The organism is Cupriavidus sp. 05N39, assembly GCF_056397325.1.
Genome location: NZ_JBFTNE010000009.1, coordinates 42,814 through 68,453, shown reverse-complemented (window position 1 = coordinate 68,453; position 25,640 = coordinate 42,814). Strand labels below are relative to the sequence as shown.

Sequence of the window (25,640 nt, the reverse complement as noted above, 5' to 3'; positions counted from 1 at the left end):
CGCCCTGGGCGGGTCCAGACGTGAACGTTGCCCTCAGCGCCTGGAATGCCGGTCGCCGGGCACCGCGGACTGGTGTTCGGCCGGCCGTGGCGTGGTGATCCAGCGTGCTACCGCGGCGGCGTCCAGCGGGCGCGAGAACAGGTAGCCTTGTCCCATATGGCATCCCTGCGAGAGCAGGAACTGGCGCTGCGCTTCGTTTTCCACGCCTTCGGCGACCACCGCGAGTTTCAGGCTGTCGCCAATACGGATGACGGCGCTGGCCAGTTCGCGGGCGGCGGCATCGCTTTCCAGGTCGATCACGAAACTCTTGTCAAGCTTGAGCTGGTGCACGGGCAACTGCCTGAGATAGCCAAGGCTGGAATATCCCGTGCCGAAGTCGTCCATGGACAAGCGTACGCCCTGTGCGTGGATGGCCGCGACGGTGGCGGCAATGCCGGCGTCATCCTCCATCAGCAGCCCCTCGGTCATCTCCAGCACCAGCGCCTGGGCGGGCAGGCCGTGGCGGGCCAGGGTCTCGGCCACTTGTGCCGGCAGCCCCGGGTCCCGGAAGCTGGCGGGCGAGATATTGACCGAGATCGTGGGCACGGACAGCCCCTGCAGGCGCCAGGCGGCGAGTTGCGCGCACGATTGCTCCAGCACCCAGCGATCGAGTGCGCCGATCAGGCCGCTGTCTTCGGCCAGCGGTACGAAGCGGTCGGGCGACACCATGCCGAAATGCGGGTGATGCCAGCGGACCAGGACTTCCAGGCCGTAGAGCCGCCCATCCCGCAGGAACACCTGGGGCTGGAAATTGAGATGCAGTTCCTCCGCGAGCAAGGCATCGCGCAGTGCCGATTCCAGCGCAAGGCGCTCCTGGGCGGCCCAGTTCATCTCGATGCTGAAGAAGCGGAACAGGTTGCGCCCCGCGGCCTTGGCGTCGTACATGGCCATCTCGGCGCAGTGCAGCAGGTAGTCCAGGGCATCGCCGTCGGCGGGAAACATGCTGATTCCGATGCTGGCCGACGGAGCGATGCTGGCGTGATCGATGCGCAGCGGCTGGTGCAGCGCGGCCAGGATGCGCTTGCCCGCGGCAATGGTCCGGGGGCGGTCGCTGTCGGGCAGTACCAGAGCGAACTCGTCGCCCGAAAGCCGTGCCACCAGCGCGGATTCTCCGGCATGCGCGATCAGGCGCTGGGCAACCTCGCGCAACAGCTTGTCGCCGCCGGCGTGGCCAAGCGAGTCGTTGATATGCTTGAAACGGTCCAGGTCGACGAACAGCACGCAGAGCGTGGTGCCGGCCTGGCGTGCGGCGAGCAGCAGGGTGCTAGCCTGCATCTGCAGCAGGCTGCGGTTGGGCAGGCCGGTCAGCGAATCGTAGTGGTCGAGCTGCATGATCCGCTCGGCCGCTGCCTCGCGTTCAAACGCGAGCTTGCATAGCGAAGTGCACACCTCGAAGAGCTGTAGGTGGAACGCATCTGGCTGGCGGACAGTGCGATAGTAGAACGCCAGCGTGGCGAGTACGCGCCCGTCGCTGGCCTTGATCGGATACGACCAGCACGCCGCCAGGCCAAGCGGCAGGGCGAGATCGCGGTAATCCGCCCACAGCGGATCGTTGGCGATATCGCTGACCACCACCGGCTCGCCCAGCCAGGCGGCCGAGCCGCAGGAGCCGGCAGCGGGCCCTATGCTCATGCCGTCCAGTGCCGCCGCGTAGTGCGCCGGCAGGCTCGGCGCGGCCAGCGGGCGCAAACGGCCGTCGGCGTCCACCCGCAGTACCGAAGCAATCACTGAAGGCGCAACGCGTTGCACTTCCTCACAGATCAGTTCCATCACGGCCGGGAGCGGCTGCTCCATCACCATGGCCTGCAACACCTTTCGCTGCAGCAGTTCGTAGGCTTTCTGCTGAGTGATATCCGTGAGGATGACGATGCCGTGATGCCGGTCGCCCCCGGTCGGAYGACGGTCGCTGGCGACCAGATGCCGGACCGTGGCGGAGACCCACAGCGGGCTGCCATCGCGCGCGTACACCAGCGCTTCATGGCGTTCGCCGCCGGGGGAGGAGCGGTGGGCATGCAGCCGCTCCATCACGCCCGGATCCGTGAATTCGCGGGCTAGCAGCTCGCGCGGCGTCTTTCCAACCATCTCGCCGCGCGTGTAGCCGAGCATGCGCGTGAGCCCGGCGTTCGCGTACACAATATGCCAGTCGTCATCGACCACGAGGACCGCGCTGTCGATCTCGTCGGCGATGACCGAAAGCAGTGGATGGTCGTCGCGGCTGGGTTCGATGCTGCCCGCCACCTTCAACAGTAGCGTGCGCAGCGTGACGTCTCCGAGCCGGGTACTGGCCTCCGCGATAAAGCCAAAGCGCCGCTCGCCGTCCGGCCGCAGGATCTGGACGGCGGGCAAAGGCAGGGCATGCTCGCCGTCCTGACCGGGTTCCGCGCCGTGAGCGCGCGCGCCGATGCCGGGCAGCTTTTGCACGAGCGCGTCCACGTCCATCCCGAAGACTTGCTTGCGGGATGCCCCATAGAGTGTCTCCGCCGCTGCGTTCAGGAAGATCACCCGGTTGTCCGTGTTCAGTACGAAGACGGCGTCGGAAGCTTGCTCAAGCGAATTGCGGAACAACTGATGCGGGTCGGCTATGCTGAGCGCTTTGTCTCTGTCTGGCATGGGTGAGGTAAACGTCGCTAACGCCCGAGAATGCCTGCCTGGCCCGCCTGGGCTCATGGGACATTGACTCGGCTCTGATGCAGGTATCGGCATCCGGTAGCGGATCCTGAAGTTTTTTTTGCATACCGCTATCGGGGACTTGATTCAGCGACCGCTGAAAACCGCGGGTTGCCCGCGCAGGACCGCAATGGCAGCGCCTGCCGCAAGGCCGGCGCGACGCGGCCGGCTTGGCATAATGGCGCGCTGTCCTGGCGGCGCGATGCACGTGCCGTTCCCATCGAACCGGAATTTCCCATGATCATCTGCGCCGGCGTAGGTCCCGGGCACCTTGACTTCCTCACCCTTGGCGTAGCGGACCTCATCCTCGGCGCCGACATCGTGGCCGGATTCGATACGGTCATCGAGGTCATACGGCCGCTGGTGCCGCCGAATGCCCGGATTGTCACCATGGGCTACCAGGACCAGGTCGAGCGGCTCGACTGGGTTGCGGCCGAGCATCATGCCGGCCGCCGCTGCGTGGTGCTGTTCATGGGCGACATGCACTTCAGCGGCTTCCAGTACCTGGAGCGGGTGGAGCGGGCTTGCGGCCATCCGGTGGAAACCGTACCTGGCATTTCCGCCGCCCAGGTGCTGGCCGCGCGCGGCAAGGTTTGTTTCGACGAAACCACCTTCCTGACGTTCCACCGGCGCGGCGACCTGGATCCGTTCAAGCGCCATCTCCTGCATGTGCTGGCGGACCAGCGCAATGCCATCGTCATTCCACGTCCCTGGGATTTCATGCCCAGGGACATCGCCGCCTGGCTGGTGGCCCAGGGCGTTGCGCCGGCGCACCCGGTCGAGGTGTGGGAGAACCTGACGCTGGCAGATGCCGCGTGGCGGGGCACGCTGGCGCAATGCACGCAGGCGTTCAGCGACATGAGCATCATGCTGATCCGCAGCCTGGCGCCGATGCCCAGCCAGATTGAGCCACGGCGCACCCCGGCGCAGGGGGACTCGGGGCAGGAGAAAACTTGATCTGCCGCAACACCCGCGCATCGCCCGCTTGCGCTGCACGGCACACGGAGTAGAGTCCATCCCGGATGGTCGGACAACGTCTCCGCGCGTTCGCGGACGTCCCCGGAACGGAGGGAAAACACCATGGATTTCAAGACCGTGCTGGTCGAACTCGGCGCCGACGCTGGCTGTGCGGATCGCGTCGGCCTTGCCGCCGGGCTGGCGCAGCGCTCCGCGGGCCATGTGATCGGCGTGACAGCCACCGGCATGCGGCTCGAGCCTTTCCGGGGCGCGGGCGACGAGGCCGGGCGCTACGCCGAACTGGCCAGGCGCCAGTTGCTGGCGCAGGGCGCCGAAGCCAGCGCCGCTTTCCATCGTGCCATGCACGAGGCGGCGCCGGGCGTGGGCTTCACGCACCGGCTCATCGAGGACGAGCCCGGCTGGGCCCTGGCCCAACAGGGGCGGATGGCCGACCTGGTTGTCCTGGCCCGCCCGCCCGGCCCGGAATCCGTCCCCGTGCTGGTGGCGCAGACTGCCGAGTATGTGATGCTCAACGCCGGCCGGCCGGTGTTGCTGGTGCCGCCTGGCGCGCGCCGCCTGACTTGCGAGCATGTGGCCATCGCCTGGGACGGCGGACGGGAGGCTGCCCGCGCGGTGGCGGATGCAATGCCCCTGCTGCGCCAGGCGCGGCGTGTCACGGTGGTTTCGGCGTCGAGCACGCATGATCGGACAGGCACCCACGGTATGCCCGATGTCCCCGGCGCGCACGCAGGCCTGCGCGATCATCTGGCGCGGCACGGCATCACCGCTGTCATGCATGCCGTGCAAGGCAGCGACCGGGTGGGCCGGCTGCTGCTGGAAGCCGTGCGCCACCTGGGGGCCGATCTGCTGGTGGCGGGTGGCTATGGCCACGCACGCTTGCGCGAGCTGGTAACGGGCGGCACCACGCGCACGCTGATGCGCCATGCCGAAATTCCGTTGCTGATGTCGCACTGACGGGCCAGCGGTGTTGAGGGCTGCCCGCGGCATCAATAGGTAAATTGATATAGCATTTGGCCGCATATGGATTGCTGCGGCCAGGTGCCACCCTGGCTGGCTGCCACGCGAAGCGAGATCGCCCGAGCCCCACGCCCCCAATGCCCCCAACGCCCCCAACGCCCCCAACGCCCAACGCCATAGAGAGAAATCGATGGAAGTCGATACGATAGACGAAGCATCCGGCGAGGACGCTCCGGCCAAGGCGCAGGCTGCGCGACGCAGCACGTGGGTGAGCGTGGCGGTCAACATCCTGCTGACCTGCATGCAACTGTTGGCCGGCCTGTTCGCCGGCTCGCAGGCGTTGATTGCCGATGCCATCCACTCGTTGTCCGACCTGGTCTCGGATTTCGTGGTGCTGTTTGCCAGCCACCATAGCAGCAAGGGCGCGGACGCCGATCACCACTATGGCCACCAGCGTTTCGAGACGGCCGCGTCGCTGGCGATCGGCGTGCTGCTGCTCGCGGTCGGCGTCGGCATGCTGTGGTCGGCCGTGCAAAAGCTCGAGCAACCGGAGTTGGTGCTGCCGGTCAAGCCCATCGCCCTGTGGGTGGCATTGGGCGCGCTGGCGGCAAAGGAGCTGTTGTTCCGCTACATGCTCGCCGTAGCCGAGCGCGTGCGCTCCAGCATGCTGGTTGCCAATGCGTGGCATGCGCGCTCGGATGCGGCTTCGTCGCTGGTGGTCGCGGTCGGCATTGGCGGCAATCTGCTCGGCTACCACATGCTCGATCCCGTAGCGGCGCTGGTGGTTGGCCTGATGGTCACAAGGATGGGCTGGACGTTTTCCCGCGACGCGCTGCACGACCTGATGGATCGCGCCGTGGACGAGCAGACCGTCGAGGCGATCCGGCAGGCCATGGCTGCCACGCCAGGCGTGCAGGGCCTGCATGACCTGAAGACACGCAAGATGGGCGACTTCATCCTTGCGGATGTGCACCTTGAGATCGATGGCGCAATGACCGTGGAAGCCGGACACCGCGTTGCCGTGGAGGCGCGCCGGCGCGCGCTGGAAGTGCGCGGCGTGTTGAATGTGATGACCCATGTCGACCCGGTCCCGGTGGTGCCGCTGCCAGCCGCGGGGCCGGTCCGGCAGGGCGCGGCATGACTGGCCGCCGCGCCTCCGGTTCCAGGAAATGAAGACAAAGACCTGACCGCGAGGTGAAATAAAGATGGGGGACAAAAGACGGGCTGTTGCCTGTGCGGCGGAGTCTGGCAAAGCCGGAGCACCTAGGCCTACAGCAAGGCTGCGTCGACCGCCAGTATCTTCGGCGCCATATCGATGAGGCGGTCGGCCTGGCGCCGGACCAGGGCGACGATCGAGCGCACCATGTCACGCTCTTCACCGACATACACCGGATCCTCCGCTYGCCCGGCGGCCTGCGCGGCAGCGGCGCGCGCCAGGCTTGTCATGGTCCGCACGGCGGTCGGCCTGCGGATGCCGATGCGTGACATGAAATCCGCGAAGGCATAGGGCGTGGCCTCCGCCATGTCGAACGCATCGCCGATCGCCATCGCAAGGTCATGCAGGAACTGATCGTACTGGACCACGGAGACCAGGTCGTAGAAGGGCGTGGGCGTCAGCCCGGCTCGCGTGCAGAAGAACGAGAAGTTCTTCCCGTGCGCGTCGCTGTTGCCGATCAGGAACTGGAAAATCGCCCATTGCAGCATGATGCGCTGGGCGACGGCCTGGTCGACCGTTTTCTCTCGCAATGAAAACAACCGTGCGAAGCTGACGCCGTCGCGGATCGCCGCAACGTCCCTGGCGGCGCCGAAATTCCGTTCGTATTTGTAGCTCACCGGAAGATCCAGCGCCTGGCATGCATCGACGATATGCAGGCGCCTGACGATGCCGTTTTCCTTCACGCGGTCAAAGCGCGTGACCAGCAGGACCGGGCTGGGGATGCGGAGTATCGACACAGGCGCCACGGGCAAGCCCAGGCGGCCGGCCAGCGTCATGCAGAAGTGTTCGTTTGCCACCATGCAGCTGGCCGAGTCATGGACCGGCTCGGGCTTGACGATGTGGGTGGACGCGACGCCGGCCCCGTCGGCCAGGTAGATGCGCTCCCCGTCCATGAAGACGGCCAGTTTGTCCTGGTAGCCGGCGATGGACAGGCGAACCCGGACATCCCAGACGGTGAAAGGCACTTGCTCCCGGTCGCGGATGCGCTGGTTCAGTTCAGCGGCGGAGATCTCGCGCAGCTGTGGCGCTTGCGCTGGCGGCGGGGCGTCGGCATGAAAGCTGAGTGCCCCCGCAGTTTCCCCGCCAAGCTGGCGGATCAGGCCGTAGACGTTGTTCTTCGAGACTTGCCCGTAGACCGAGGCGATGTCCAGTGCCCGCCCTTCGGGAAGCAGGTTCTCAATAAAGCGCCTGAGACTTGCCGAACTGGCTGGCCTATCGAAGGGGATGGCTGGCGAGAGTGGGTAGCGATGCGCGGCCGAACGCCAGGCCTCGTCATAGGCAAACGAGAAACTGTCTTCCAGCGCGTCATACTGGACGGCTCCCACCAGCTCGGCACCATCGAAAACGCGGAGCGAGTGCGTTGCCATCAGGCACCCTCGAAAGCGCTGGCGGAAATCTCGATATCCGCGGTGGCCGCCTTCGGTCCCAGGATCATGCCAAGGCCCAGTCCGGAAAGGACGAGCAGGAGCTTGTCGGTCTGGACCGGGCGGCCATTTTCCAGCCGCGACAGAAGATTCGCCGATACGCCGCAAAAGCTCGCCGCGTCGTCGATCCTGAGCTTCTGCTTGAGCCGGCGATGACGGACGAGCGCGCCGAGTTCGCCAAGACTGGAGATTTGCGGCTGGGGAGGGGGCAGGGAGGTTGGCAGCTGGCGCGGCATAGGGTTTGAGACTTCCTGGCTTCTGGGGGATTGTTTCGTCTTACGGAAACAAGCGTCATGCGAAGTGAAACCGGGCTCATTGTTTCCGTATATGGAAACAATAGGATTGATGACAGCCAAAGTCAATATAGTTTCCGTTTAGCGAAACTATAGGTGATGATGGTGACAAGGCACGATAGTTTCCGCAAACGGAAACTATCGTGCCTGATGAGGCATGCGAGGCGGCTGAAACATGGTGGCCCTCCTGTCTCGCTTCGTATCGGTTGGCATCATTTCTCAATGCAGGTCGGGTGCCGCGCCCCGGCGAGCAGCGAGATCCATGCCCCTGAGAGGGATCGCCTGCGTCCCGGCGGCACTCGCATGCCGCGCCGCGAGTTCGTATTCATGCAGGTCCGCGTCCGTCCACTTCTCGCCGTTCCAGGCCTGGAAACGCAGTTCGGCAAGCGGGATGGCCGACAACGTACCCAGCCAGTCCGTGGGGTTTGCCCCTGCGCGGATACCGTTGGCGACCATGACCATCGCCTCGGGCACGCCGATCCCCGCTACCCGCGTCACTGTAGGCCAGGGCAGCAGCCGGCCATCCGAGCCGGGCAGGCCAAACCGGTACAGACCGTGCGACGAACCGGCATCGTTCCTGGCACGGTGACAAAAAACGTCGCGGCGTTTCCATTCGATATTGGCTGCCGAGGGTTCCCACTGCTGTTGCCGCGAGAACCAAAGCACCTTGGCCGCGGCGGAGGCGAAGGGCTGCGCAGTCGGGATCAGTGCGCTGGACTGGGCAATCGTCGGCAAATGGGTCGCGGTGGTGTAGTGCCAGACGAAGTGGGTGTTCATGGTTGACTCCTGCTTGTTCACCTCCACAGTGGGCGTAAATACTTGTCATGACAAGCAAGTGCAATGGCGCATTGCTGTGCACGAAAGGGTGGGCGAGGGAAGCGCCTGCGGCATGCAAAGCCGGCAAAGGCAGGAAGGCGGCGGCTTGCCGGGCCAGCCTGCCAGGTGCCCTGTGTTATCCAGGCCGAAAAGTGCTGTAAAAGTAGAGGGCTTTACCTTGTCCGGTACTAGCTGGCGCAGGACGAGGGAACTCGGCCAGGGCCTGACCGGTCACATCCCCCATCATCACCGGAGTCAACGCCAAATGATCCTGTAAGCCCACTTCAAGACTGGTCGCGCCTGTCGAGCCCCTCGGGTTCCGGACGCGTTATCCGTATTGCCTGGAGCTTGCATGACTGACTTCACATCGATGCCGTTCGCGGTATTCTGCGCGCCGCCGTCCGGCGGTTTCCCTACTGGTTCCAATTCGAACTCCAATTCGAACTCATCCCCGGCGTTCTCGCTGTCGCTGCGCCATGTCACCGTGGCGCTGCCCGACGGGCGGGTTCTGCTGGACGACCTCAGCGACACCTTCCATGCCGGGCACATCGGCCTGGTGGGTCGCAACGGCACCGGCAAGAGCGTGCTGGCAAAAGTCATGGCGGGCCTTGTCGCGCCGGATGCCGGGCGCGTGGTCCGCAGCGGCACGGTGGCCTATGTGCCGCAAGACGGCAGACCGGCCGACGGCGCAACGCTGGCGGACGTGGCCGGCCTGACGCCGGCCTTCGACGCGCTCGCGCGGCTTGAGCGCGGCGAGGCAGGTGGGCCGGACTTCGATCTGCTGGAGGGACGCTGGGATCTGCGCGACAAGCTGCGGCTGGCCTGCGAGGCAGCCGGCCTGGGCCACCTGGAGCCGGAGCGGCCTGCCAGCAGCCTCAGCGGCGGCGAACTCACCCGCGTGGCGCTGGTTGGTGCTTTTCTTTCCGGTGCCGATGGCCTGGTGCTGGACGAGCCCAGCAACCACCTCGATCTTGTCGCCCGGCATTGGCTGCGCGAGCAGTTGCGGCAATGGCGCGGYGGCCTGGTAGTGGTCAGCCACGACCGCGAATTGCTGGAAGAGATGACGCACATCGCGGCGCTGACGCCAGAGGGCTTGCGGCACTACGGCGGCAACTACACGCTGTACGCGGCGCAACGGGATGCCGAAGCCGCCGCCGCGCAGGCCTCGCTTGACCATGCGCGCGCCAGCAGGAGCTCGGCCCTGCGCGACCTGCGGCGCCAGCACGATGCCCACCAGCGCCGCGCCGCCCGCAACGACCGCGTGGGCAAGACGGCTAACCTGCCCGGTATCTACCTAAGCCGGCTCAAGGATGGCGCGCAGGCATATTCCGGCCGCGAACAGCGGCGCCAGCAGGAAGCCCGCGCGGCGCTGGACGAAGCCGTCATGCAAGCCGCGCAGCGCACCGAACCGGGCCCGCCTGTGGCACTGATGCTGCCGGGCGCGGTGGTTGCCGCCGGCAAGCGCGTGGTGCACCTGGACAAAGCCGTCGCGCCGTTCCCGGCTGGCGCGCACCCGCTCAGCCTGACGCTGTCGGGGCCGGTGCGGGTAGCTGTCACCGGCCCGAATGGCAGCGGCAAGACGACGCTGCTGAACATGCTGGCCGGTATGTGCGGGCCCGTTTCCGGCAGTTGCACGACAGGTGTCCCCAGCGCTTGGCTCGACCAGCACGCGGCTTCGCTGCTGCCGCCTGGCCAGTCGGTGCTGGAGCGGCTGCGGGAGCTGGACAGTCCCTTGCCGGAGGGCGTGCTGCGCAGTCACCTGTCCTTGCTCGGCCTTGGCGCCGGGCTGGTGCGGCAACCCTCGGGTGCGTTGAGTGGCGGGGAACGCCTGAAGGCGGCGCTAGCGTGCGCGTTGTGGGCGGGGAGTCCGGCCCGGTTGCTACTGCTCGACGAGCCGACCAACCACCTCGACATCGATTCGGTGCGCGCGCTGGAACAGGCCTTGAGCGCCTATCCGGGCGCCATCCTGGTGGTGTCGCACGACCAGCGCTTTCTCGATGCGCTACGGCTGACACATCGGTTGGCCTGGCACGGCGGGGAGTGGCGGCTGGTGCCTTGCGGCTGAGGCGCCGGYGTCAGTTGCCCGCGTCGCCAGGGTGTTCGTCGACCGAGCGGACCGCCGCGCGCCGCAAGGCGTCGAGCGCGGCGCTCACGGCGGTGCGGCCGAAGCCATCGTCGCGCCAGTACATCGACACCGAGCCGAAGCCGGCAAGGCGCAAGGGCAGGATGCGCAGGGCGCCGAGCTGTTCCAGGCGGCGCGCGGTCCGGTGCGAGGCCACGCCGACCATATTGCTGTGGTTGAGCAAGGTCAGGTTGAGGATGACCGAGTTCGACTCCACGCAGTCGCCGGGCATGCTCTCGCCAGCCGCGTTCAGCGCCGATTCCAGCGTGTTGCGGATGGGCGTGCCGCGCGGCCAGACGATCCACCGGTAGGCACGCAGATCGCCCCAGGCGGGCTCGGCCAGTTCGAACAGCGGGTGGCGCGGGCGCGTCACGAAATGGATCGGCTCCATGTAAAGCGCCTCGGTGCGCATCTGCCCGTCTTGCAGTTCCGGGGCGGAGCGTCCCACCACGATGTCGGCCTCGCCCCGCGCCAGTTGCGCCATCAGCAGGTTCATCGTGCTTTCCACCAGCCGGACCTGGGCTTTCGGCAGGCGCTGCAGCAGGGAGGTGACGGCAAGCGGCACGGTATCGGCGGCAGAGGCGCCCGAGGTGCCGATCACGACCAGGCCGGCGCCGCCTTCGCGCATGGCCTGCATGTCGTCGCGGGCGCTATCCAGGTGCGCCTCGATGCGCCTGGCGTGCGCAATCATCGATTCGCCGTAGGGCGTCGGACGCAGCCCGCGTGCGTGGCGCTCGAACAGCGGCAGGCCGATATCGTCTTCGAGTTCCTTGAGCCATTTCGACAGGGCCGGCTGCGTGGTGCTGAGCGCCACGGCGGTCTGGCTCATATTGCCGGTCTGGGCCAGGCTGAGCAGCATTTGCAAGTTGCGCAACCGGAGGCGCTGGGTCCAATCCATCAGGGTATTCCCTTTGAGCTATATCCATATCGATATGGATAAGAGGAATTGGTTATTTTACAAGGTATATCTCCAGGCGTATAAATCTTCCATCGAAGCCCACAGCCCGCAGCCCGCCGTGGCTGCTCCCCGCCCCGCAGGGCGAAGGACCCGGAGACAAGCATGTCAGACGCAAGCAAGAACGCGGATCGCTCGGCGTACTACGGCCGCATCGGCCGCAACCATCTCGCCCCCCTGTGGGAATCGCTGCACGCGCTGGTGCCGCGCGAGCCGCGCCCGCAGGCGCAGCCGGCGATCTGGAAGTACGCCGAGATCCGTCCGCTGGTGATGCAGGCTGGCGAGGTCATCAGCGCGGAAGAGGCCGTGCGCCGCGTGCTGGTGCTGGAGAATCCCGGTCTGCCCGGCAAGTCGAGCATCACGTCCACCCTCTATGCCGGACTGCAACTGATCCTGCCCGGCGAGATCGCCCCCAGCCATCGCCACACGCAGTCCGCATTGCGCTTTATCGTGGAAGGCTGCGGCGCCTGGACCGCCGTCAACGGCGAGCGCACCACCATGCATCCAGGCGATTTCATCATCACGCCATCGTGGACGTGGCACGACCACGGCAACCCAGCCGTGGCCGACGGCGGCGAGCCGGTAGTCTGGCTCGACGGGCTGGATATCCCGCTGCTGCAGCACCTGGACGCCGGGTTTGCCGAAAACTATCCCGAAGCCTCGCAGCCGGTGCTGCGTCCCGAGGGCGACAGCTTTGCCCGCTTCGGCCACAACATGCTGCCGGTGCGCCACCGCGTCACCGATCCCACTTCGCCAATCTTCAGCTACCCGTACGCCCGCAGCCGCGAGGCACTGGACCAGCTCTACCGCAATGGCGAACTCGATGCCTGGGACGGCGTGAAGCTGCGCTACGTGAACCCGGCAACCGGCGGCTGGCCGATGCCGACCATGGCGACCTTCATGCAGTACCTGCCGGCCGGCTTCCAGGGCAAGACCTATCGCAGCACCGACGCCACCGTCTATTCGGTGGTGGAGGGGCGCGGCACCGTGCGCATCGGCGAAGCGCAGTTCCAGTTCGAGCCGCGCGACACCTTCGTGGTGCCGTCCTGGCAGCCCGTGCAACTGGCTTCGGTCGGGGACACGGTGCTGTTCAGCTATTCCGATCGTCCGGTGCTGTCCGCGCTCAACCTGCTGCGCGAAGAACGCACCTGATCTTTTTTGCCCGGGGGCGGAACGCGGCGCGTGCCCGCCCTGCAAGGCTTCATCCATTCTTTCCGTGTGAGGGTTTCCCATGTCTTTCGTTATTGCACCTCCCGCTACCGTGGCCATTCCGGTCGTGGGCAGCAGCGACCAGTTTCCCGTGCGCCGCGTCTACTGTGTGGGCCGCAACTACGCGGCRCATGCCCGCGAGATGGGCTTCGATCCCGATCGCGAGCCGCCGTTCTTCTTCTGCAAGCCTGCCGACGCGGTGATTCCGGTAGCTTATGGCGAGACCCTGACGCTGCCCTATCCGGCGCAGACCGCCAACTACCACTATGAAGCCGAACTGGTCGTCGCCATCGGCAAGGGCGGTTCGGATATTCCGCTGGAACAGGCGCTGGAACACGTGTGGGGCTATGCCGTGGGCCTGGACATGACCCGCCGCGACCTGCAGATGAAGATGCGCGAGATGGGCCGCCCCTGGGAAATCGGCAAGGCCTTCGACGCCTCGGCGCCGATCGGCCCGATCCATCCGGCCAGCGCCGCCGGGCATTTCGCGCAGGGCGCGATCTGGCTGACTGTCAATGGCGCCGACAAGCAGCGCAGCGACGTAACGCACCTGATCTGGTCGGTGGCCGAGACCGTTGCCGATCTGTCGAAGTACTTCCGCCTGGAACCGGGCGACCTGATCTACACCGGCACGCCCGAGGGAGTCGGGGCCGTCAAGCCGGGCGACCTGATGGTCGCCGGTGTGGAGCGCCTTGGCGAATTGTCGGTGCGGGTGGCCTGATTCATCTTTGCGAGGGCTGCGCCGTGCAGATCTATAGCTTCTTCAACAGTTCCACTTCGTACCGCGTGCGCATCGCGCTGGCCCTGAAGGGCCTGCCTTACGACTACCACCCGGTCAATATTCGCGTCGGCGAGCATCGCGCCGCGGACTACGTGGCCGCGATCAACCCGTCTGCCGTGGTGCCGGCGCTGGTCGACGGCGATTTCCACCTCGGCCAGTCGATGGCGATCATCGACTATCTCGATGCCCACCACCCGGAGCCGCGACTCATCCCGCGAGAGCCTGAACTGCGCGCCCGGGTGCTGGAACTGGCCAACGTGATCGCCTGCGACATCCATCCGGTGAACAACATGCGCATCCTGCGTTACCTGCAAGACACGCTCGGGGTATCGCCGGAGCAGAAAGACGCCTGGTACCGGCACTGGGTCGATGAAGGGATGGGCGCGGTGGAGCGGCTGCTCGCGCAGCACGGGCGCGGCCCGTGGTGCTTCGGGGCGGCGCCCACGCTGGCCGACTGCTGCCTGGTGCCGCAGATCGCCAACGCGCAGCGCATGGGCTGCGATACCAGCGGCTTCGAGCGGGCCATGGCGGTGTACCGCCATGCCAGCGAGCACCGGGCCTTCCGGCAGGCAGAACCTCAGCGGCAGCCGGACTACACGGCGCGCTAACCGAATGGGGTGCCCCAGGGCGTTTTTGTCCCGACGCGCGCACCCAAGGAGACCATCATGAATACCATTCGCAGCACGGACCGCAAGGTGATCGTCGTGGGCGGCGGCATAGGCGGCCTGGCCGCCGCGCTGGCGCTGGCCCGGCAGGGCATCGGCGTCGAATTGCTGGAGCAGGCGGAGAAAATCGGCGAGATCGGCGCCGGCATCCAGCTCGGCGCCAACGCCTTTGCCGCGCTCGATGCGCTGGGCGTGGGCGAAGCCGCGCGCAAGCGCTCGGTCTTTACCGACTACCTGATGATGATGGACGCCATCGATGCCACCGAAGTGGCCAAGGTGGACGTGGGCGCGCGTTACCGCGAGCGCTTCGGCAATCCCTATGCCGTGATCCATCGCGCCGACATCCACCTGTCGATACTGGAAGCCGTGCAGGATCACCCGCTGATCCAGTTCCGCACCGCGACCACGGTGTGCGCGCTGGAGCAGGACGAGCGCGGCGTCACCGTGATCGACCAGCACGGCGAGCGGCACCAGGCCGACGCGGTGATTGGCTGCGACGGCGTGAAATCGGCGGTGCGCCAGGCTTTGCTGGGCGACGAGCCGCGCGTGACCGGGCACGTGGTGTACCGCGCCGTGGTCGACGTGGCCGACATGCCTGCCGACCTGCGGATCAACGCGCCGGTGGTATGGGCCGGCCCCAACTGCCATCTCGTGCATTACCCGCTACGCGGGGGCGAGCAGTACAACCTCGTGGTCACCTTCCATAGCCGCGAGCAGGAAGTGTGGGGCGTGCGCGATGGCAGCAAGGAAGAAGTGCTGTCGTACTTCGAAGGGATCCATGCCCGTCCGCACCAGATGCTGGACCGGCCGAGCTCTTGGCGGCGCTGGGCCACCGCGGACCGCGATCCGGTCGAGCGCTGGAGCTTTGGCCGCGCCACCATCCTGGGCGATGCCGCGCACCCGATGACGCAGTACCTCGCGCAGGGCGCCTGCCAGGCGCTGGAGGATGCCGTCACGCTGGGCGCGGCCATCGAGGCCAGCGACGGCGACTTCGAGGCGGCCTTCGCGCTGTACGAGAAGGTGCGCATCCCGCGCACGGCACGGGTGCTGTACTCCGCCCGCGAGATGGGCCGGCTCTACCACGCCAAGGGCGTGGAGCGGCTGGTTCGCAATTCGCTGTGGGTGGGACGGACGCAGGAGCAGTTCTACGACGCGCTGCAATGGCTGCACGGCTGGCGTGCCGAGGACTGCCTGCGAGGGGCGCGGTAGAGCCGGCTACGAAAGCCGGAGAAAGCCAGAGAAGGCCGGGAAGGCCACCAAGGGCGAGCCGACAGCAGATCGGCCGCCTCGAAAGACAATGAAGGAGACAGCCGTGCCCACCCAACCATCCATCGGTATCACCGAGTTCATCGACCGCCAGCCCTTGTCGGCGTTTCAGGTCGGCATCGTCGTACTCTGCTTCCTGATCGTCGCCATCGACGGCTTCGATACCGCCGCCATCGGCTTTATCGCGCCGGCGATCCGCGCCGAATGGCAGCTCACGCCCGGGCACCTCGCGCCGCTGTTTGGCGCCGGGCTGACCGGCCTGATGGCGGGCGCCTTCCTGTTCGGCCCGCTGGCCGACCGCTTCGGGCGCAAGACCATCCTTGTTTTCTGCGTGCTGTTCTTCGGCATCGCCAGCCTGGCATCCGCCTTCTCCGGCTCGCTGTGGGGCCTGGTGGCGCTGCGCTTCCTGACCGGCCTCGGCCTTGGCGGCGCCATGCCCAACGCGATCACGCTGACCTCGGAGTATTGCCCGGCCAAGCGGCGCTCCTTCCTGGTGACGACCATGTTCTGCGGCTTCACCATCGGCTCGGCGCTGGGCGGCCTGGCCTCGGCGAGCCTGATCGAGGAACACGGCTGGCGCGCGGTGCTGCTGCTGGGCGGCGTGCTGCCCTTGTTGCTGTTGCCATTCCTGCTGTGGAAACTGCCCGAGTCGGTCCGGTACCTGGTGATGAGCGGCAAGCAGCCGGAGCGGGTTGCCGCTACGCTGCAACGGATCGCGCCGGGCGAGCCGATTGCGCCCGGCAGCATCGTGGTCACGGACAAGCGCATGCCCGGCTCGCCGGCCGCCCACCTGTTCAAGCCCGAGCTGGTGCGGGGCACCCTGCTGTTGTGGCTCACTTTCTTCATGAGCCTGCTGGTGATCTATCTGCTTTCCAGCTGGCTGCCCACGCTGCTGCGTACGACCGGCGTCTCGCTCAAGACCGCGGCGCTGGTCACCACGATGTTCCAGGTGGGCGGCACCCTCGGCGCCATCGTGCTGGGCTGGCTGATGGATCGCGCCAACCCGCACTACGTGCTGGCGGCAAGCTATACGCTGGCGGGCATCTTTGTGGCGGCCATTGGCAGCCTGACCGCCGCGCCCTGGCTGGCGGGCCTGGCGGTGTTCGCCGCCGGGTTCTGCGTTTCCGGTTCGCAGGTCGGTGCCAACGCGCTGTCCGCAGCCTACTATCCCACCGATTGCCGCGCCACCGGGGTGGCCTGGGCCAATGGGGTCGGCCGGATGGGCTCGGTGGTGGGATCGGTGGGTGGTGGCACCATGCTGTCGCTGGGCCTGACGATGCCGGCGCTGTTCCTCCTGGTGGGGATCCCGGCCGTGATCGCGGGCGCCACCATGCTCCGGTTCGGGCGCCATCGCGCGGGCCAGGCGCGGCACATGGCTGTGGCCGCCTGAGGGCTGAGCCGGGCGGGTAAGCTGGCTTATTCTTGAACTTTTAAATGATAATGCGTATCATTTGAGATTCTCGGATTAGTGACACGATCTGAGTCAGCAAATGGGTTCCCGGACACGTCTCGTGTCCGGTCTTTTTTGCGGGCCGCCTTGTGTAGCCTGGTAGGGCCGGCATAAGGTGCCCTTGCGCACGAACGCACGCCTCGCGCTACCCCGGTTGCGGTAGCATCTCCCCAGCCCAGGCGCGGTTGTCTCTCCAGCAGGCCGCCTCTGCCTCACGGCACTTTTTGTTTCCTTCGCGCCAAGCAGCCACTGATGCGCCAGGCGCGCATGGGGGAGCCAATGACGGCAGCCCGCAGGCCACCGCAAGACGCCGCATCGCGCGCTCATGCCGAGCCGGCACCCTTGCCGCCAGCTTACGGCGGCGACGGCACTGGCCGGCGCTGGGCCTGGCTGCCGGAGCAGGGCGGATGGCGGTACTACGCGCTGCTCGGCGCCGTCGGGGTTTTTGTGCTCGGCCCGCTCGGCGGGATTGCCGCGGCCTATATGAACTTCTCGCTCGGCTTCTTCGTGGGCGGGCAGGTCCTGGCGGGGATTCTCGGCTCCACGGTGACCTTTGGCTACGGCACCGAAGGGCGCCACGGGGCGAACTATATCCAGACCATTGCGTCGTCGGTGGCCGGCATGAGCGGCATGGCCGTTGTGATCCAGGCGATGACCTGGATGGGCATGCCCGAGCCGCCGCTGTGGCAACTGATGCTGTACATGCTTTGCGTCGGCATGTTCGGGGTGGGCGTGGGCATGCTGTACACCCCGATCCTGGTCGACCGCCTGCAACTCACCTTTCCGTCCGGCCTGGCGGTGGCCAATATCCTGCGCGCGTTGACCGATCCGGTGCTGCTCCGGCGGTCGTTGTCCCGCCTGGCCGGCGGCACGGTGCTGGGCATTGTCGGCGGTATCGGCGCGGTCCGGATCGATCGGCTTGCCGCCATCGACCTGTCGGCGTCCACCTTCGGCGCCGGCATGATCGTCGGCGCGCGCATCGGCCTTGCCGCGCTGGTGGCCGGGCTGGCGGGCTGGGCGCTGATTCCGTTCTTCGTCTCGATCGGCTGGCTGGCGCCAGGCGAGCCGTTTCGCAAGATTACCTTCCTGATCGCGCTCGGGATGATCATGRGCGCGGCGCTGGTCGATATCGCGCTGATCCTGTTCAAGGCGTACCGGCAGCACCGGCGCCTGCGTGGCAGCGGCATGCCCGGGCCGGTAGGGCCATCGCGGGGCAGCCAGTGGCGGCTGGCGGCGTGGGTGCTGTTCTGGGGCGCCGCCATCGTGGCGGTTGGTGCGGGGCTGCTCCACCAGCCCGCGGGCTATCTGGTGCTGGCGGTGCTGCTGGTGTTTGTGTTCGCGATGGTGAATGGCATCTCGGTCGGCATGGTCGATCAGAACCCGATTTCCTCGGCCTTCGTGCTTTCCGTGATCCTGATGGCCGCGTTTGGCTTGCGCGACCCGCACGTGGGGCTGATCGCGGCGACGGTGTTGCTGGTATCGACCAGCGAGGCGTGCGATATGCAGCAGGACCGCTCCACCGGCTGGCGGCTCGGAACCAATCGCACCTTGCAGTTTCGCTTCCAGGTGGCGGGGATTGTCGCTGGCGCGGTGCTGGCGGTGCTGTTCGCCAGGCTGTTCATGGGTGCCTATCCCGAGTTGGCGCTGGACCAGACCGCGCTTGCCGCCAGCGATCAGCCGCATCGCTGGGCATCGGCCATGACGTACAAGATCGTAGGCGCCTTGCGTGGCCTGACCGATGACCTGCCGCACCAGCGCACGGCGGTGGCACTCGGCATCGCCCTGGGCTTTGCCACGGCGCTGCTGCGCTTGCTGGTCAGATCGGGGGCGCGCTATCAGCGCTTCATCCAGGCCGGCAGGGTTGGACGCATTGCGGACTTCCTGCTCGATACCGTGGTGTTGCCGTCGCCCTATGCGTCCTCCTTTGGCGGATTCGTCAACCTCCCCACCTCCGCGTGGTTCGCGTTGGGCGGGGTAGTGGCCAGCGTGCTCAATAGCCTGCCGGGGTCGAAGGGCACGCCTGACCCCTTGCCCGAGGACATGAGCACGACGTCGCTGGTGGGCGGCGGGCTGATCGCGGGCGATGCGCTGGCGGCGGTGGGGCTCGGCATAGCGGGCCTGGTTTTTACGGCCATGGGCTAGCCCGCTTTGACTTGTGCATTCAACCCTCGTTTTCCTATTTGAGTTCCGGCGGGGCCGGCCAATGTGATCGGGACGGCAGGAAGACACGGGCGTTATTGTAAGAAGGGTGATTCATTGCGCCCATGCGCGATCAGGACTACCGTCGCCCGGCAGCACCTTGCGGACAGGCCGCGAAACGTGGCCACGCTCAGGTAGCGCGCCGTTTTGAATATTTTTGAGACAGATCTGAATTCTTTGTGCCTGCCAGCCGCGCGCGGGCGAGGGCGGGCGGTTGTAGCGCAAAATGATTGCCGGCGGCGCGAGCGCCAGCCGGCTGGCGCCGGACGACCGGTTCGCATGCGCGGATCGTGGCCGCGTGCATTGGATGAGAGGTGATAGCACGATGAATCGACATTGGGTCACTGGCGACCCCGCGCATGAGATCATGCGGCTGGCGGCCGAACTGGATGCCGACGCGATCGTGGTGGGCTCCAAGCGGCGCGGTGCGCTGGCCAATGCCATTCTCGGTTCCGTCGCGACGACGATCCTCGGCAAATCGCAAGTGCCGGTGGTTGTCGTCAGCCGGGGCGAGGCAACGACCGGTACCTGAAGCGCTTTCCCGTTCAACAGCCCGCACCCCACCGGTGCCGGCCACACAGGAGGGAGTGATGACCATGGTGGTGCTCGCCGCGAACAGCTTGTCCAGCCGCATCGCTGGCCCGGCGCCCGGAGGTGGCCGATGTTGATGGTCTGGCTGATTGCGCTCCCGCTTTTCGCCGCGGTGCTGATGCCGCTGGCCCGGCGTCTGGCCCGTGGCCTGGCCGCGCCCATCGTGGTGGCCACGCCGCTAGCGGGCCTGGGCCTGCTGCTCAGCGCGCGGGGCCGGGTGGCCGATGGCGGCGCCATCGTCTGGCGGCAGCCCTGGATCGAGGATATCGGGCTGAGCCTGAGCCTGCGGCTGGACGGACTGGCGTATGTGTTCGTGCTGCTGGTGCTGGGCATCGGGCTGCTGGTCATTCTCTATGCGCGCTATTACCTGCCGCGCAGCGAATCCACCGTACGTTTTTTCTCCCTGTTGCTGCTGTTCATGGCGGCGATGCTCGGTGTCGTGCTGTCCGGCAACCTGCTGCTGCTGGCGGTGTTCTGGGAGATGACCAGCATCGTGTCGTTCCTGCTGATCGGCTTCTGGTCCTATCGCTCGGACGCGCGCAAGGGCGCTCGCATGGCCCTGACGGTGACCGGCGGGGGCGGGCTGGCCTTGCTGGCCGGCGTGCTGCTGCTCGGCCACATTTGCGGCAGCATGGAATTGTCCGATGTGCTGGCGCAGGCAGGCACGGTGCAACGGCACCCGCTCTATCCGCTGATGCTGTCGCTGATCCTGCTGGCGGCGTTCACCAAGTCCGCGCAGTTTCCTTTCAGTTTCTGGCTGCCGCACGCCATGGCGGCACCCACGCCGGTCTCGGCGTATCTGCATTCCGCCACCATGGTCAAGGCTGGCGTCTTCCTGCTGGCCCGGCTTTATCCGGTGCTGGATGGCACCAACTGGTGGTTCTACATGGTCAGCCTCACCGGCCTGGCCACGCTGGTGGTTGGCGCCGGCATKGCATTGTTGCAGCGCGACCTGAAGGGCTTGCTGGCGTATTCCACCATCAGCCATCTCGGCCTGATCACGCTGCTGTTCGGGCTGGACACGCAACTGAGCACGGTGGCTGCGCTGTTCCACATCCTCAACCATGCCGTGTTCAAGGCGTCGCTCTTCATGGCGGCGGGCATCATCGACCATGAGACCGGCACGCGCGACCTGCAACGGCTGCGGGGCTTGCGCAGCTACATGCCGCATACCGCGCTGCTGGCCATCGTGGCCTCGTTGTCGATGGCGGGCGTGCCGCTGTTCAACGGCTTCCTGAGCAAGGAGATGTTCTTTGGCGAGACCCTGGCGCAAGGCCTGCTCGGTGAGTTCAACTGGATCATCCCGGCGGCGGCGACCTTCGCAGGGGCACTGACGGTGGCGTACTCGCTGCGTTTTATCTACGGCGTGTTCTTCGACGGCAAGCCGGTCGACCTGCCGAACTACCCGCCGCACGAGCCACCCCGTTCCATGAGGATCCCGGTGGAGGTGCTGGTTGCCATCTGCCTCGTGGTCGGGCTGTTCCCCGCGTACACGGTGGGGCCCTTGCTGGCCTCCGCGGCCCTGGCCACGCTGGGCGGGCCGTTGCCGGAGTACAGCCTGAGCCTGTGGCATGGCGTCAACCTGCCTTTGTTGATGAGCCTGATCTCGATGGTCTGCGGTTCGGTGTTTTTCTTCTTCCGGCGTGATGCCTTCCATCGCCATCACGCACGCATGCTCCACCTGAACGCCCGCGATGCCTTCGAGGCGGCCATCGGCTGGCTGGAGCGGCTGGCCGGCCGCATGACCGGGGCGTTCGAGAACGGCTCGCTGCAAGGCTACCTGGCGTGGATGGTGGCCGCCATGCTGCTGATTCCGGCCACTTTCCTGGCGGATCTGGACACGCTGGCCGGCCCGGTGCCCCCCGGCCCGCTCGACGCGATGACCGTGACAGGCATGGCGCTGCTGGGGCTCACGGCGATCGGCGTGGTGCTCGCTCACAGGCAACGGCTGAGCGCGCTGATCCTGCTGGGCGCGTGCGGGCTGCTGGTGGCGCTGGCGTTTACGTGGTTTTCGGCTCCCGACCTGGCGCTGACGCAGGTTTCGGTCGAAGTCGTCACAATCCTGCTGCTGGTGCTGGCCTTGTTCTTTCTTCCCATCGACCGGCCGGACGCCTCGCCGGTGTCCCGGCGTGTCCGCGATGCCTGCCTTGCCCTAGGCAGCGGCGGCTTGCTAGCCGTCCTGGCATATGCCGTGATGACCCGGCCCTATGATTCGATTTCCGCCTTTTTCCTGGCCAACAGCGTTGAAGGTGGCGGTGGCCACAATGTGGTCAATGTGATCCTGGTGGATTTCCGCGGCTTCGATACGCTGGGCGAGATCTGCGTGCTGCTGGTCGCCGGCCTTGCGGTACAGGCCTTGCTCAAGGGCATGCGCCTGGCGGCGCCGCAGGCGGGGCCCAACGGGCTGCCGTGGTCGAGCCAGAGCCACCCGTTGCTGCTGGCCATCCTGGCCCGGCTGATGCTGCCGCTGACCATGCTGGTCGCGGTCTTCATGCTGCTGCGCGGGCACAACCTGCCGGGCGGAGGCTTTATCGCCGCGCTGATCACGGCGGTGGTCTTGCTGCTGCAGTATGTGGCCAGTGGCGTGCTGTGGACCGAGGCGCGCATCGCGCTGAATTACCGCGCGCTGGCGGGCAGCGGCATCCTGGTGGCCGGGCTGACCGGGCTGGGTAGCTGGGCGTTCGGCTTCCCGTTCCTGACAACGGCCTTCGGGCACTTCCACTTGCCGGTGCTGGGCGAAATCGAACTGGCCACCGCCATGCTGTTCGACCTCGGCGTCTATTTCACGGTGGTGGGCACGACCTTGCTGATCGTGTCGCACCTCGGCGTGCGCGACAAGCGCATCCACGCGCGGGAGGGTGCCTGATGGAAGCCGTCTACGCCGGCACGGTCGGCATCCTGATGGCCTGCGGCATCTACCTGCTGCTGCGCGCGCGCACATTCCCGGTGGTGCTGGGACTGGCGCTGATCTCGTACGCAGTGAGCCTGTTCCTGCTGGGCATGGGCCGCCTGTCCAGCGGCCGCCCGCCGGTCATCGCCAGCGGGGCGCGGTATGCCGACCCGCTGCCGCAGGCACTGGTGCTGACGGCCATTGTCATCGGTTTTGCCATGACCGCATTCGCGGTGGTGCTGGCGCTGCGCTCGCTTGGCATCACAGGCAGTGACCATGTGGATGGCAAGGAAGCGGGCCAAGAGGAGGCCGGCGGCGCTGGCAGGAACGAGGCGGACGGCCCATGACCCATAGCCTGCCTTTTTCGATCCTCCTGCCCATCCTGCTGCCGATGTTCGCCGGCGGTTTACTGGTGGCGATGCCGCTGCGCTGGCTCCGGGTCCAGCGCACGCTGAGTACGGCCGCCGCGCTGCTGCTGTTGCCGGTGGCTGCCTGCATGGTCCTGGAGGCAGCCACCGGCGCCATCCCGGTCTATCACGTCGGCAACTGGCCGGCGCCGTTCGGCATCGTGCTCCAGCTCGACCGGCTTGGCGCGCTGATGCTGCTGCTGACCGCCGTGCTGGGCGCGGCTGCCGTGGTGGCCGCGGGCAGGGGAGACGCGCGGATGGGGCGGCATTTCCACGCCCTGTTCCAGTTCCAGTTGATGGGCCTCAATGGCGCCTTCCTGGCGGGCGACCTCTTCAACCTCTTTGTCTTCTTCGAGATCCTGCTGATCGCCTCCTATGCCTTGCTGGTGCATGGCGGCGGGCGCGCGCGGATCGGCGCCGGGATGCACTACGTCTTGCTGAACCTGGCGGGCTCGGCCTTTTTCCTGATCGCCATCGGCGTGCTGTACGGGCTGAGCGGCACCCTGAACATGGCGCACATGGGCCTCCGGCTGGCCGGGTTGCCGCCTGCCGACGTGCCGCTGGCCACGGCCGCGGGGGCCATGCTGATGCTTGTCTTCGGGCTCAAGGCGGCGCTGTTCCCCATGCTCTTCTGGTTGCCCAAGGCCTACGCCAGCGCTACGGGCTCGGCCGCCGCGCTATTCGCCATCATGACGAAGGTGGGCATCTACGCCATCCTGCGTTGCGCCGCGCTGATCTTCGGCGCGCCCGGCGGCATGCTGGCGGCGTTCCTGCATGACTGGGTCTGGTGGATGGCGCTCGCCACCATGGGGTTTGGCGCGCTCGGGGCGCTTGCCGCCCCCAACCTGAAGACGCTGACCTGCTACCTCGTGCTGGCATCGGTCGGGCTGCTGGCGGCCAGCGTATCGATGCAGACCGGACAAAGCTGGGCGGGGGCGCTGTATTACCTGCTCAGTACCACGTTGTGCACGGCGGCACTGTTCCTGCTGACGGATGCGCTTGAGCCGGCGCCGCCGGCGGGCTCGGTGGGGCAGCCTGTCCCGGTTGTCCACGGCTCGCGGCTGGCGGGCGCGCTGTTCCTGGTTGCGGCGCTGGCGGCGATCGGCCTGCCGCCGCTGTCGGGTTTCATCGGCAAGGTCATGGTGATGCGCAGCGCGCCGTTGCCGGCCGCGGCCGTGTTGTGGCCGGGCGTCCTGCTATCCAGCCTGGCGCTGCTGATTGCCGTGAGCCGCACCGGCACGCGCCTGCTCTGGCGCCTGCCCCAGGAACACGATCCCGAGCGCCACGGTGCTTACCATCGGGTCGCGCCGGATGGCTGGAAGCTGGGTTGTTGCGCCTTCCTGCTGGCCTGCAGCGTCGCGCTGGTCCTGTTCGCGCAGCCGCTGAGCCAGTACCTGGCGGACACCGCCGCCCAATTGTTCGACCGCGCGGCCTACTTGCGCGCGGTGCTGCCGGCCGCGGGGAGCTAAGGTCATGGTCAAACGCTTGTTTCCGCATCCGTGGCTCAGCCTGGCGCTTCTGGCGACATGGCTGTTGCTGGTAAACAGGGTGTCGCCTGCCGACTGGGCGCTGGGCGCACTTCTCGGCTGGGCGATCTCGCTCCTGATCGGCAAGGGACTCTGGCTGCGTCCGATGCGCGTGGGCCGGCCCGATCTGATGCTGCGCCTGGCGGCGCACGTGCTGATCGACATCGTGGTGGCCAATGTGGAGGTGGCCTTGCTGGTGCTGGGGCCGGTGTCGCGGATGCGCCCGGCTTTTATCCAGGTGCCGATCGATGTCGAGCATGAACTGGCGCTGTCCGCGCTGATCAGCATCGTGTCGCTCAGCCCGGGCACCTTATGCGCCGAACTCAGCGATGACCGCCGCCGGCTGCTGGTCCACGTACTCGATCTGGACAATGAAGCCAAGCTGATCGCGCTGGTCAAGTCGCGCTATGAGGCGCCGCTACGGGAGATATTTGAATGCTTGCCGTCGTAATACCGCTCTCGCTGGGAATCCTCGGGGTCGCCTTCCTGCTCGCCTTTATCCGCCTGGTGCGCGGGCCGGGCCTGCCCGACCGCATCGTCGCGCTCGACACGCTCAATATCAATGCCATCGCGCTGATCGTGGTATTCGGCATCTGGCTGCGCTCGGAATTGTTCTTCGAGGTTGCCTTGCTGATCGCGGTCATGGGCTTTATCGGCACCGTCGCCCTGACCAAGTACCTGCAGCGCGGCGACATCATCGAACTCAAGTGACCGGACGGATCGGACTGGTCCGCTAACCATGACGGGAGGCCCAATGGACAATATGAGCCCAATCGCGGAATTCGCCACCTGCGTGCTGCTGCTGATCGGCAGCGTGTTTACGCTCGTCGGCGCCATCGGGCTGCTCCGGCTGCCGGACTTTTTCATGCGCCTGCACGGGCCGACCAAATCCACCACGCTGGGTGTCGGTGGCGTCGTGGTGGCTTCGGTCGTGTTTTTCAGCAACCAGGGCAACGGCCTGAGCCTGCATGAACTGCTGATCACCGCCTTCCTGTTCCTGACCGCGCCAATCAGCGCCCATATGCTGGCCAAGGCGGCGATGCAGCAGCGCCTGCCCGTCGACCCGCGCACACGGGGGCGCACATGGGAGGCGGAGGACCGGGAGCGCAGCGAGCCGCGCGGGCAGGCCGCGGATCCATCATCGGCGGGGAAGGTTCCCGAGAGCTGACGGCGCCGGCATGGCGTCCAG

The 25,640-nt window shown here is 66.8% G+C and carries 22 protein-coding genes; 17 read left to right on the top strand and 5 right to left on the bottom strand.

Annotated elements, in window-relative coordinates; translation table 11 throughout:
• Window positions 1-33 precede the first annotated feature (33 nt).
• Window positions 34-2,649, bottom strand: coding sequence for a sensor domain-containing protein (locus AC1DN0_RS06655; RefSeq protein ID WP_477145611.1), 2,616 nt, complete (start codon window positions 2,647-2,649; stop codon window positions 34-36).
• 294 nt (window positions 2,650-2,943) lie between these two features.
• Here AC1DN0_RS06655 and AC1DN0_RS06650 point away from each other — a divergent pair, with 294 nt between their 5' ends.
• The 3 genes from AC1DN0_RS06650 (at window position 2,944) to AC1DN0_RS06640 (ending at window position 5,782) form a co-directional block, all read left to right on the top strand.
• A complete protein-coding gene (locus tag AC1DN0_RS06650; RefSeq protein WP_441629080.1) occupies window positions 2,944-3,663 on the top strand; it encodes a cobalt-precorrin-7 (C(5))-methyltransferase in 720 nt (239 codons plus the stop codon).
• 123 nt (window positions 3,664-3,786) lie between these two features.
• The gene (locus AC1DN0_RS06645; RefSeq protein ID WP_441629078.1) at window positions 3,787-4,638 is read left to right on the top strand and encodes a universal stress protein; all 852 of its coding nucleotides are present in this window, start codon (window positions 3,787-3,789) and stop codon (window positions 4,636-4,638) included.
• A gap of 193 nt (window positions 4,639-4,831) precedes the next feature.
• Window positions 4,832-5,782, top strand: a complete 951-nt coding sequence (locus AC1DN0_RS06640) for a cation diffusion facilitator family transporter (RefSeq protein ID WP_441629076.1) — start codon at window positions 4,832-4,834, stop codon at window positions 5,780-5,782.
• A 128-nt stretch (window positions 5,783-5,910) separates the two neighbouring features.
• Here AC1DN0_RS06640 and AC1DN0_RS06635 read toward each other — a convergent pair whose 3' ends face one another.
• The 3 genes from AC1DN0_RS06635 to AC1DN0_RS06625 form a co-directional block, all read right to left on the bottom strand.
• Window positions 5,911-7,224 carry a HipA domain-containing protein gene (locus tag AC1DN0_RS06635; protein WP_477145610.1) on the bottom strand — a complete coding sequence of 438 codons (1,314 nt, stop codon included), beginning with the start codon at window positions 7,222-7,224 and terminating at the stop codon, window positions 5,911-5,913.
• Window positions 7,224-7,517 carry a helix-turn-helix domain-containing protein gene (locus AC1DN0_RS06630; protein ID WP_441629072.1) on the bottom strand — a complete coding sequence of 98 codons (294 nt, stop codon included), beginning with the start codon at window positions 7,515-7,517 and terminating at the stop codon, window positions 7,224-7,226. Before AC1DN0_RS06630 ends, AC1DN0_RS06635 begins: the two co-directional genes overlap by 1 nt.
• A gap of 276 nt (window positions 7,518-7,793) precedes the next feature.
• Window positions 7,794-8,351, bottom strand: coding sequence for a hypothetical protein (locus AC1DN0_RS06625; RefSeq protein ID WP_441629070.1), 558 nt, complete (start codon window positions 8,349-8,351; stop codon window positions 7,794-7,796).
• 391 nt (window positions 8,352-8,742) lie between these two features.
• Between AC1DN0_RS06625 and AC1DN0_RS06620 the strand changes: the two genes are divergently transcribed.
• Window positions 8,743-10,455, top strand: a complete 1,713-nt coding sequence (locus tag AC1DN0_RS06620; protein ID WP_441629068.1) for an ABC-F family ATP-binding cassette domain-containing protein — start codon at window positions 8,743-8,745, stop codon at window positions 10,453-10,455.
• 10 nt (window positions 10,456-10,465) lie between these two features.
• Here AC1DN0_RS06620 and AC1DN0_RS06615 read toward each other — a convergent pair whose 3' ends face one another.
• Entirely contained in the window at window positions 10,466-11,410 is a 945-nt protein-coding gene (locus tag AC1DN0_RS06615; protein ID WP_441629066.1) for a LysR substrate-binding domain-containing protein, read from the bottom strand.
• Window positions 11,411-11,572: 162 nt separating this feature from the next.
• Here AC1DN0_RS06615 and gtdA point away from each other — a divergent pair, with 162 nt between their 5' ends.
• The 13 genes from gtdA to AC1DN0_RS06550 all read left to right on the top strand — a co-directional run bounded on the left by gtdA (window position 11,573) and on the right by AC1DN0_RS06550 (window position 25,619).
• Window positions 11,573-12,619, top strand: a complete 1,047-nt coding sequence (gene gtdA, locus AC1DN0_RS06610) for a gentisate 1,2-dioxygenase (protein ID WP_441629064.1) — start codon at window positions 11,573-11,575, stop codon at window positions 12,617-12,619.
• 79 nt (window positions 12,620-12,698) lie between these two features.
• On the top strand, window positions 12,699-13,397 hold the full coding sequence (locus AC1DN0_RS06605) for a fumarylacetoacetate hydrolase family protein (protein ID WP_441629062.1): 699 nt from the start codon (window positions 12,699-12,701) through the stop codon (window positions 13,395-13,397).
• A 23-nt stretch (window positions 13,398-13,420) separates the two neighbouring features.
• Window positions 13,421-14,065: a maleylacetoacetate isomerase gene (gene maiA / locus AC1DN0_RS06600; RefSeq protein ID WP_441629060.1), complete on the top strand. Its 645-nt coding sequence runs from the start codon at window positions 13,421-13,423 to the stop codon at window positions 14,063-14,065.
• A 57-nt stretch (window positions 14,066-14,122) separates the two neighbouring features.
• On the top strand, window positions 14,123-15,331 hold the full coding sequence (locus AC1DN0_RS06595) for a 3-hydroxybenzoate 6-monooxygenase (RefSeq protein ID WP_441629058.1): 1,209 nt from the start codon (window positions 14,123-14,125) through the stop codon (window positions 15,329-15,331).
• A 103-nt stretch (window positions 15,332-15,434) separates the two neighbouring features.
• Window positions 15,435-16,778, top strand: coding sequence for an MFS transporter (locus AC1DN0_RS06590; protein ID WP_477143901.1), 1,344 nt, complete (start codon window positions 15,435-15,437; stop codon window positions 16,776-16,778).
• 339 nt (window positions 16,779-17,117) lie between these two features.
• Window positions 17,118-18,980 (top strand): OPT/YSL family transporter, encoded by a 1,863-nt coding sequence (locus AC1DN0_RS06585; RefSeq protein WP_477145609.1) that lies wholly within the window; start codon window positions 17,118-17,120, stop codon window positions 18,978-18,980.
• A 382-nt stretch (window positions 18,981-19,362) separates the two neighbouring features.
• The gene (locus AC1DN0_RS06580) at window positions 19,363-19,569 is read left to right on the top strand and encodes a universal stress protein (RefSeq protein ID WP_441629052.1); all 207 of its coding nucleotides are present in this window, start codon (window positions 19,363-19,365) and stop codon (window positions 19,567-19,569) included.
• A gap of 129 nt (window positions 19,570-19,698) precedes the next feature.
• Window positions 19,699-22,494 (top strand): monovalent cation/H+ antiporter subunit A, encoded by a 2,796-nt coding sequence (locus AC1DN0_RS06575; protein WP_477145608.1) that lies wholly within the window; start codon window positions 19,699-19,701, stop codon window positions 22,492-22,494.
• The gene (locus AC1DN0_RS06570) at window positions 22,494-22,865 is read left to right on the top strand and encodes a Na+/H+ antiporter subunit C (RefSeq protein ID WP_441629049.1); all 372 of its coding nucleotides are present in this window, start codon (window positions 22,494-22,496) and stop codon (window positions 22,863-22,865) included. The genes AC1DN0_RS06575 and AC1DN0_RS06570 overlap by 1 nt, the downstream gene beginning before the upstream one ends.
• Window positions 22,862-24,394, top strand: a complete 1,533-nt coding sequence (locus AC1DN0_RS06565; protein WP_441629047.1) for a monovalent cation/H+ antiporter subunit D — start codon at window positions 22,862-22,864, stop codon at window positions 24,392-24,394. Before AC1DN0_RS06570 ends, AC1DN0_RS06565 begins: the two co-directional genes overlap by 4 nt.
• 4 nt (window positions 24,395-24,398) lie before the next feature.
• Window positions 24,399-24,902 carry a Na+/H+ antiporter subunit E gene (locus tag AC1DN0_RS06560; RefSeq protein WP_441629045.1) on the top strand — a complete coding sequence of 168 codons (504 nt, stop codon included), beginning with the start codon at window positions 24,399-24,401 and terminating at the stop codon, window positions 24,900-24,902.
• Window positions 24,887-25,162 (top strand): K+/H+ antiporter subunit F, encoded by a 276-nt coding sequence (locus AC1DN0_RS06555; RefSeq protein WP_276286515.1) that lies wholly within the window; start codon window positions 24,887-24,889, stop codon window positions 25,160-25,162. Before AC1DN0_RS06560 ends, AC1DN0_RS06555 begins: the two co-directional genes overlap by 16 nt.
• Before the next feature lie 52 nt (window positions 25,163-25,214).
• On the top strand, window positions 25,215-25,619 hold the full coding sequence (locus AC1DN0_RS06550; RefSeq protein WP_441629100.1) for a Na+/H+ antiporter subunit G: 405 nt from the start codon (window positions 25,215-25,217) through the stop codon (window positions 25,617-25,619).
• Window positions 25,620-25,640: the final 21 nt, after the last annotated feature.

Coding starts and splice junctions, on each gene's coding strand:
- AC1DN0_RS06650 (WP_441629080.1), top strand. CDS start 2,944: ATGATCATCTGCGCCGGCGTAGGTCCCGGGCACCTTGACTTCCTCACC.
- AC1DN0_RS06645 (WP_441629078.1), top strand. CDS start 3,787: ATGGATTTCAAGACCGTGCTGGTCGAACTCGGCGCCGACGCTGGCTGT.
- AC1DN0_RS06640 (WP_441629076.1), top strand. CDS start 4,832: ATGGAAGTCGATACGATAGACGAAGCATCCGGCGAGGACGCTCCGGCC.
- AC1DN0_RS06630 (WP_441629072.1), bottom strand. CDS start 7,517: ATGCCGCGCCAGCTGCCAACCTCCCTGCCCCCTCCCCAGCCGCAAATC.
- AC1DN0_RS06625 (WP_441629070.1), bottom strand. CDS start 8,351: ATGAACACCCACTTCGTCTGGCACTACACCACCGCGACCCATTTGCCG.
- AC1DN0_RS06615 (WP_441629066.1), bottom strand. CDS start 11,410: ATGGATTGGACCCAGCGCCTCCGGTTGCGCAACTTGCAAATGCTGCTC.
- gtdA (WP_441629064.1), top strand. CDS start 11,573: ATGTCAGACGCAAGCAAGAACGCGGATCGCTCGGCGTACTACGGCCGC.
- AC1DN0_RS06595 (WP_441629058.1), top strand. CDS start 14,123: ATGAATACCATTCGCAGCACGGACCGCAAGGTGATCGTCGTGGGCGGC.
- AC1DN0_RS06580 (WP_441629052.1), top strand. CDS start 19,363: ATGAATCGACATTGGGTCACTGGCGACCCCGCGCATGAGATCATGCGG.
- AC1DN0_RS06570 (WP_441629049.1), top strand. CDS start 22,494: ATGGAAGCCGTCTACGCCGGCACGGTCGGCATCCTGATGGCCTGCGGC.
- AC1DN0_RS06565 (WP_441629047.1), top strand. CDS start 22,862: ATGACCCATAGCCTGCCTTTTTCGATCCTCCTGCCCATCCTGCTGCCG.
- AC1DN0_RS06560 (WP_441629045.1), top strand. CDS start 24,399: ATGGTCAAACGCTTGTTTCCGCATCCGTGGCTCAGCCTGGCGCTTCTG.
- AC1DN0_RS06555 (WP_276286515.1), top strand. CDS start 24,887: ATGCTTGCCGTCGTAATACCGCTCTCGCTGGGAATCCTCGGGGTCGCC.
- AC1DN0_RS06550 (WP_441629100.1), top strand. CDS start 25,215: ATGAGCCCAATCGCGGAATTCGCCACCTGCGTGCTGCTGCTGATCGGC.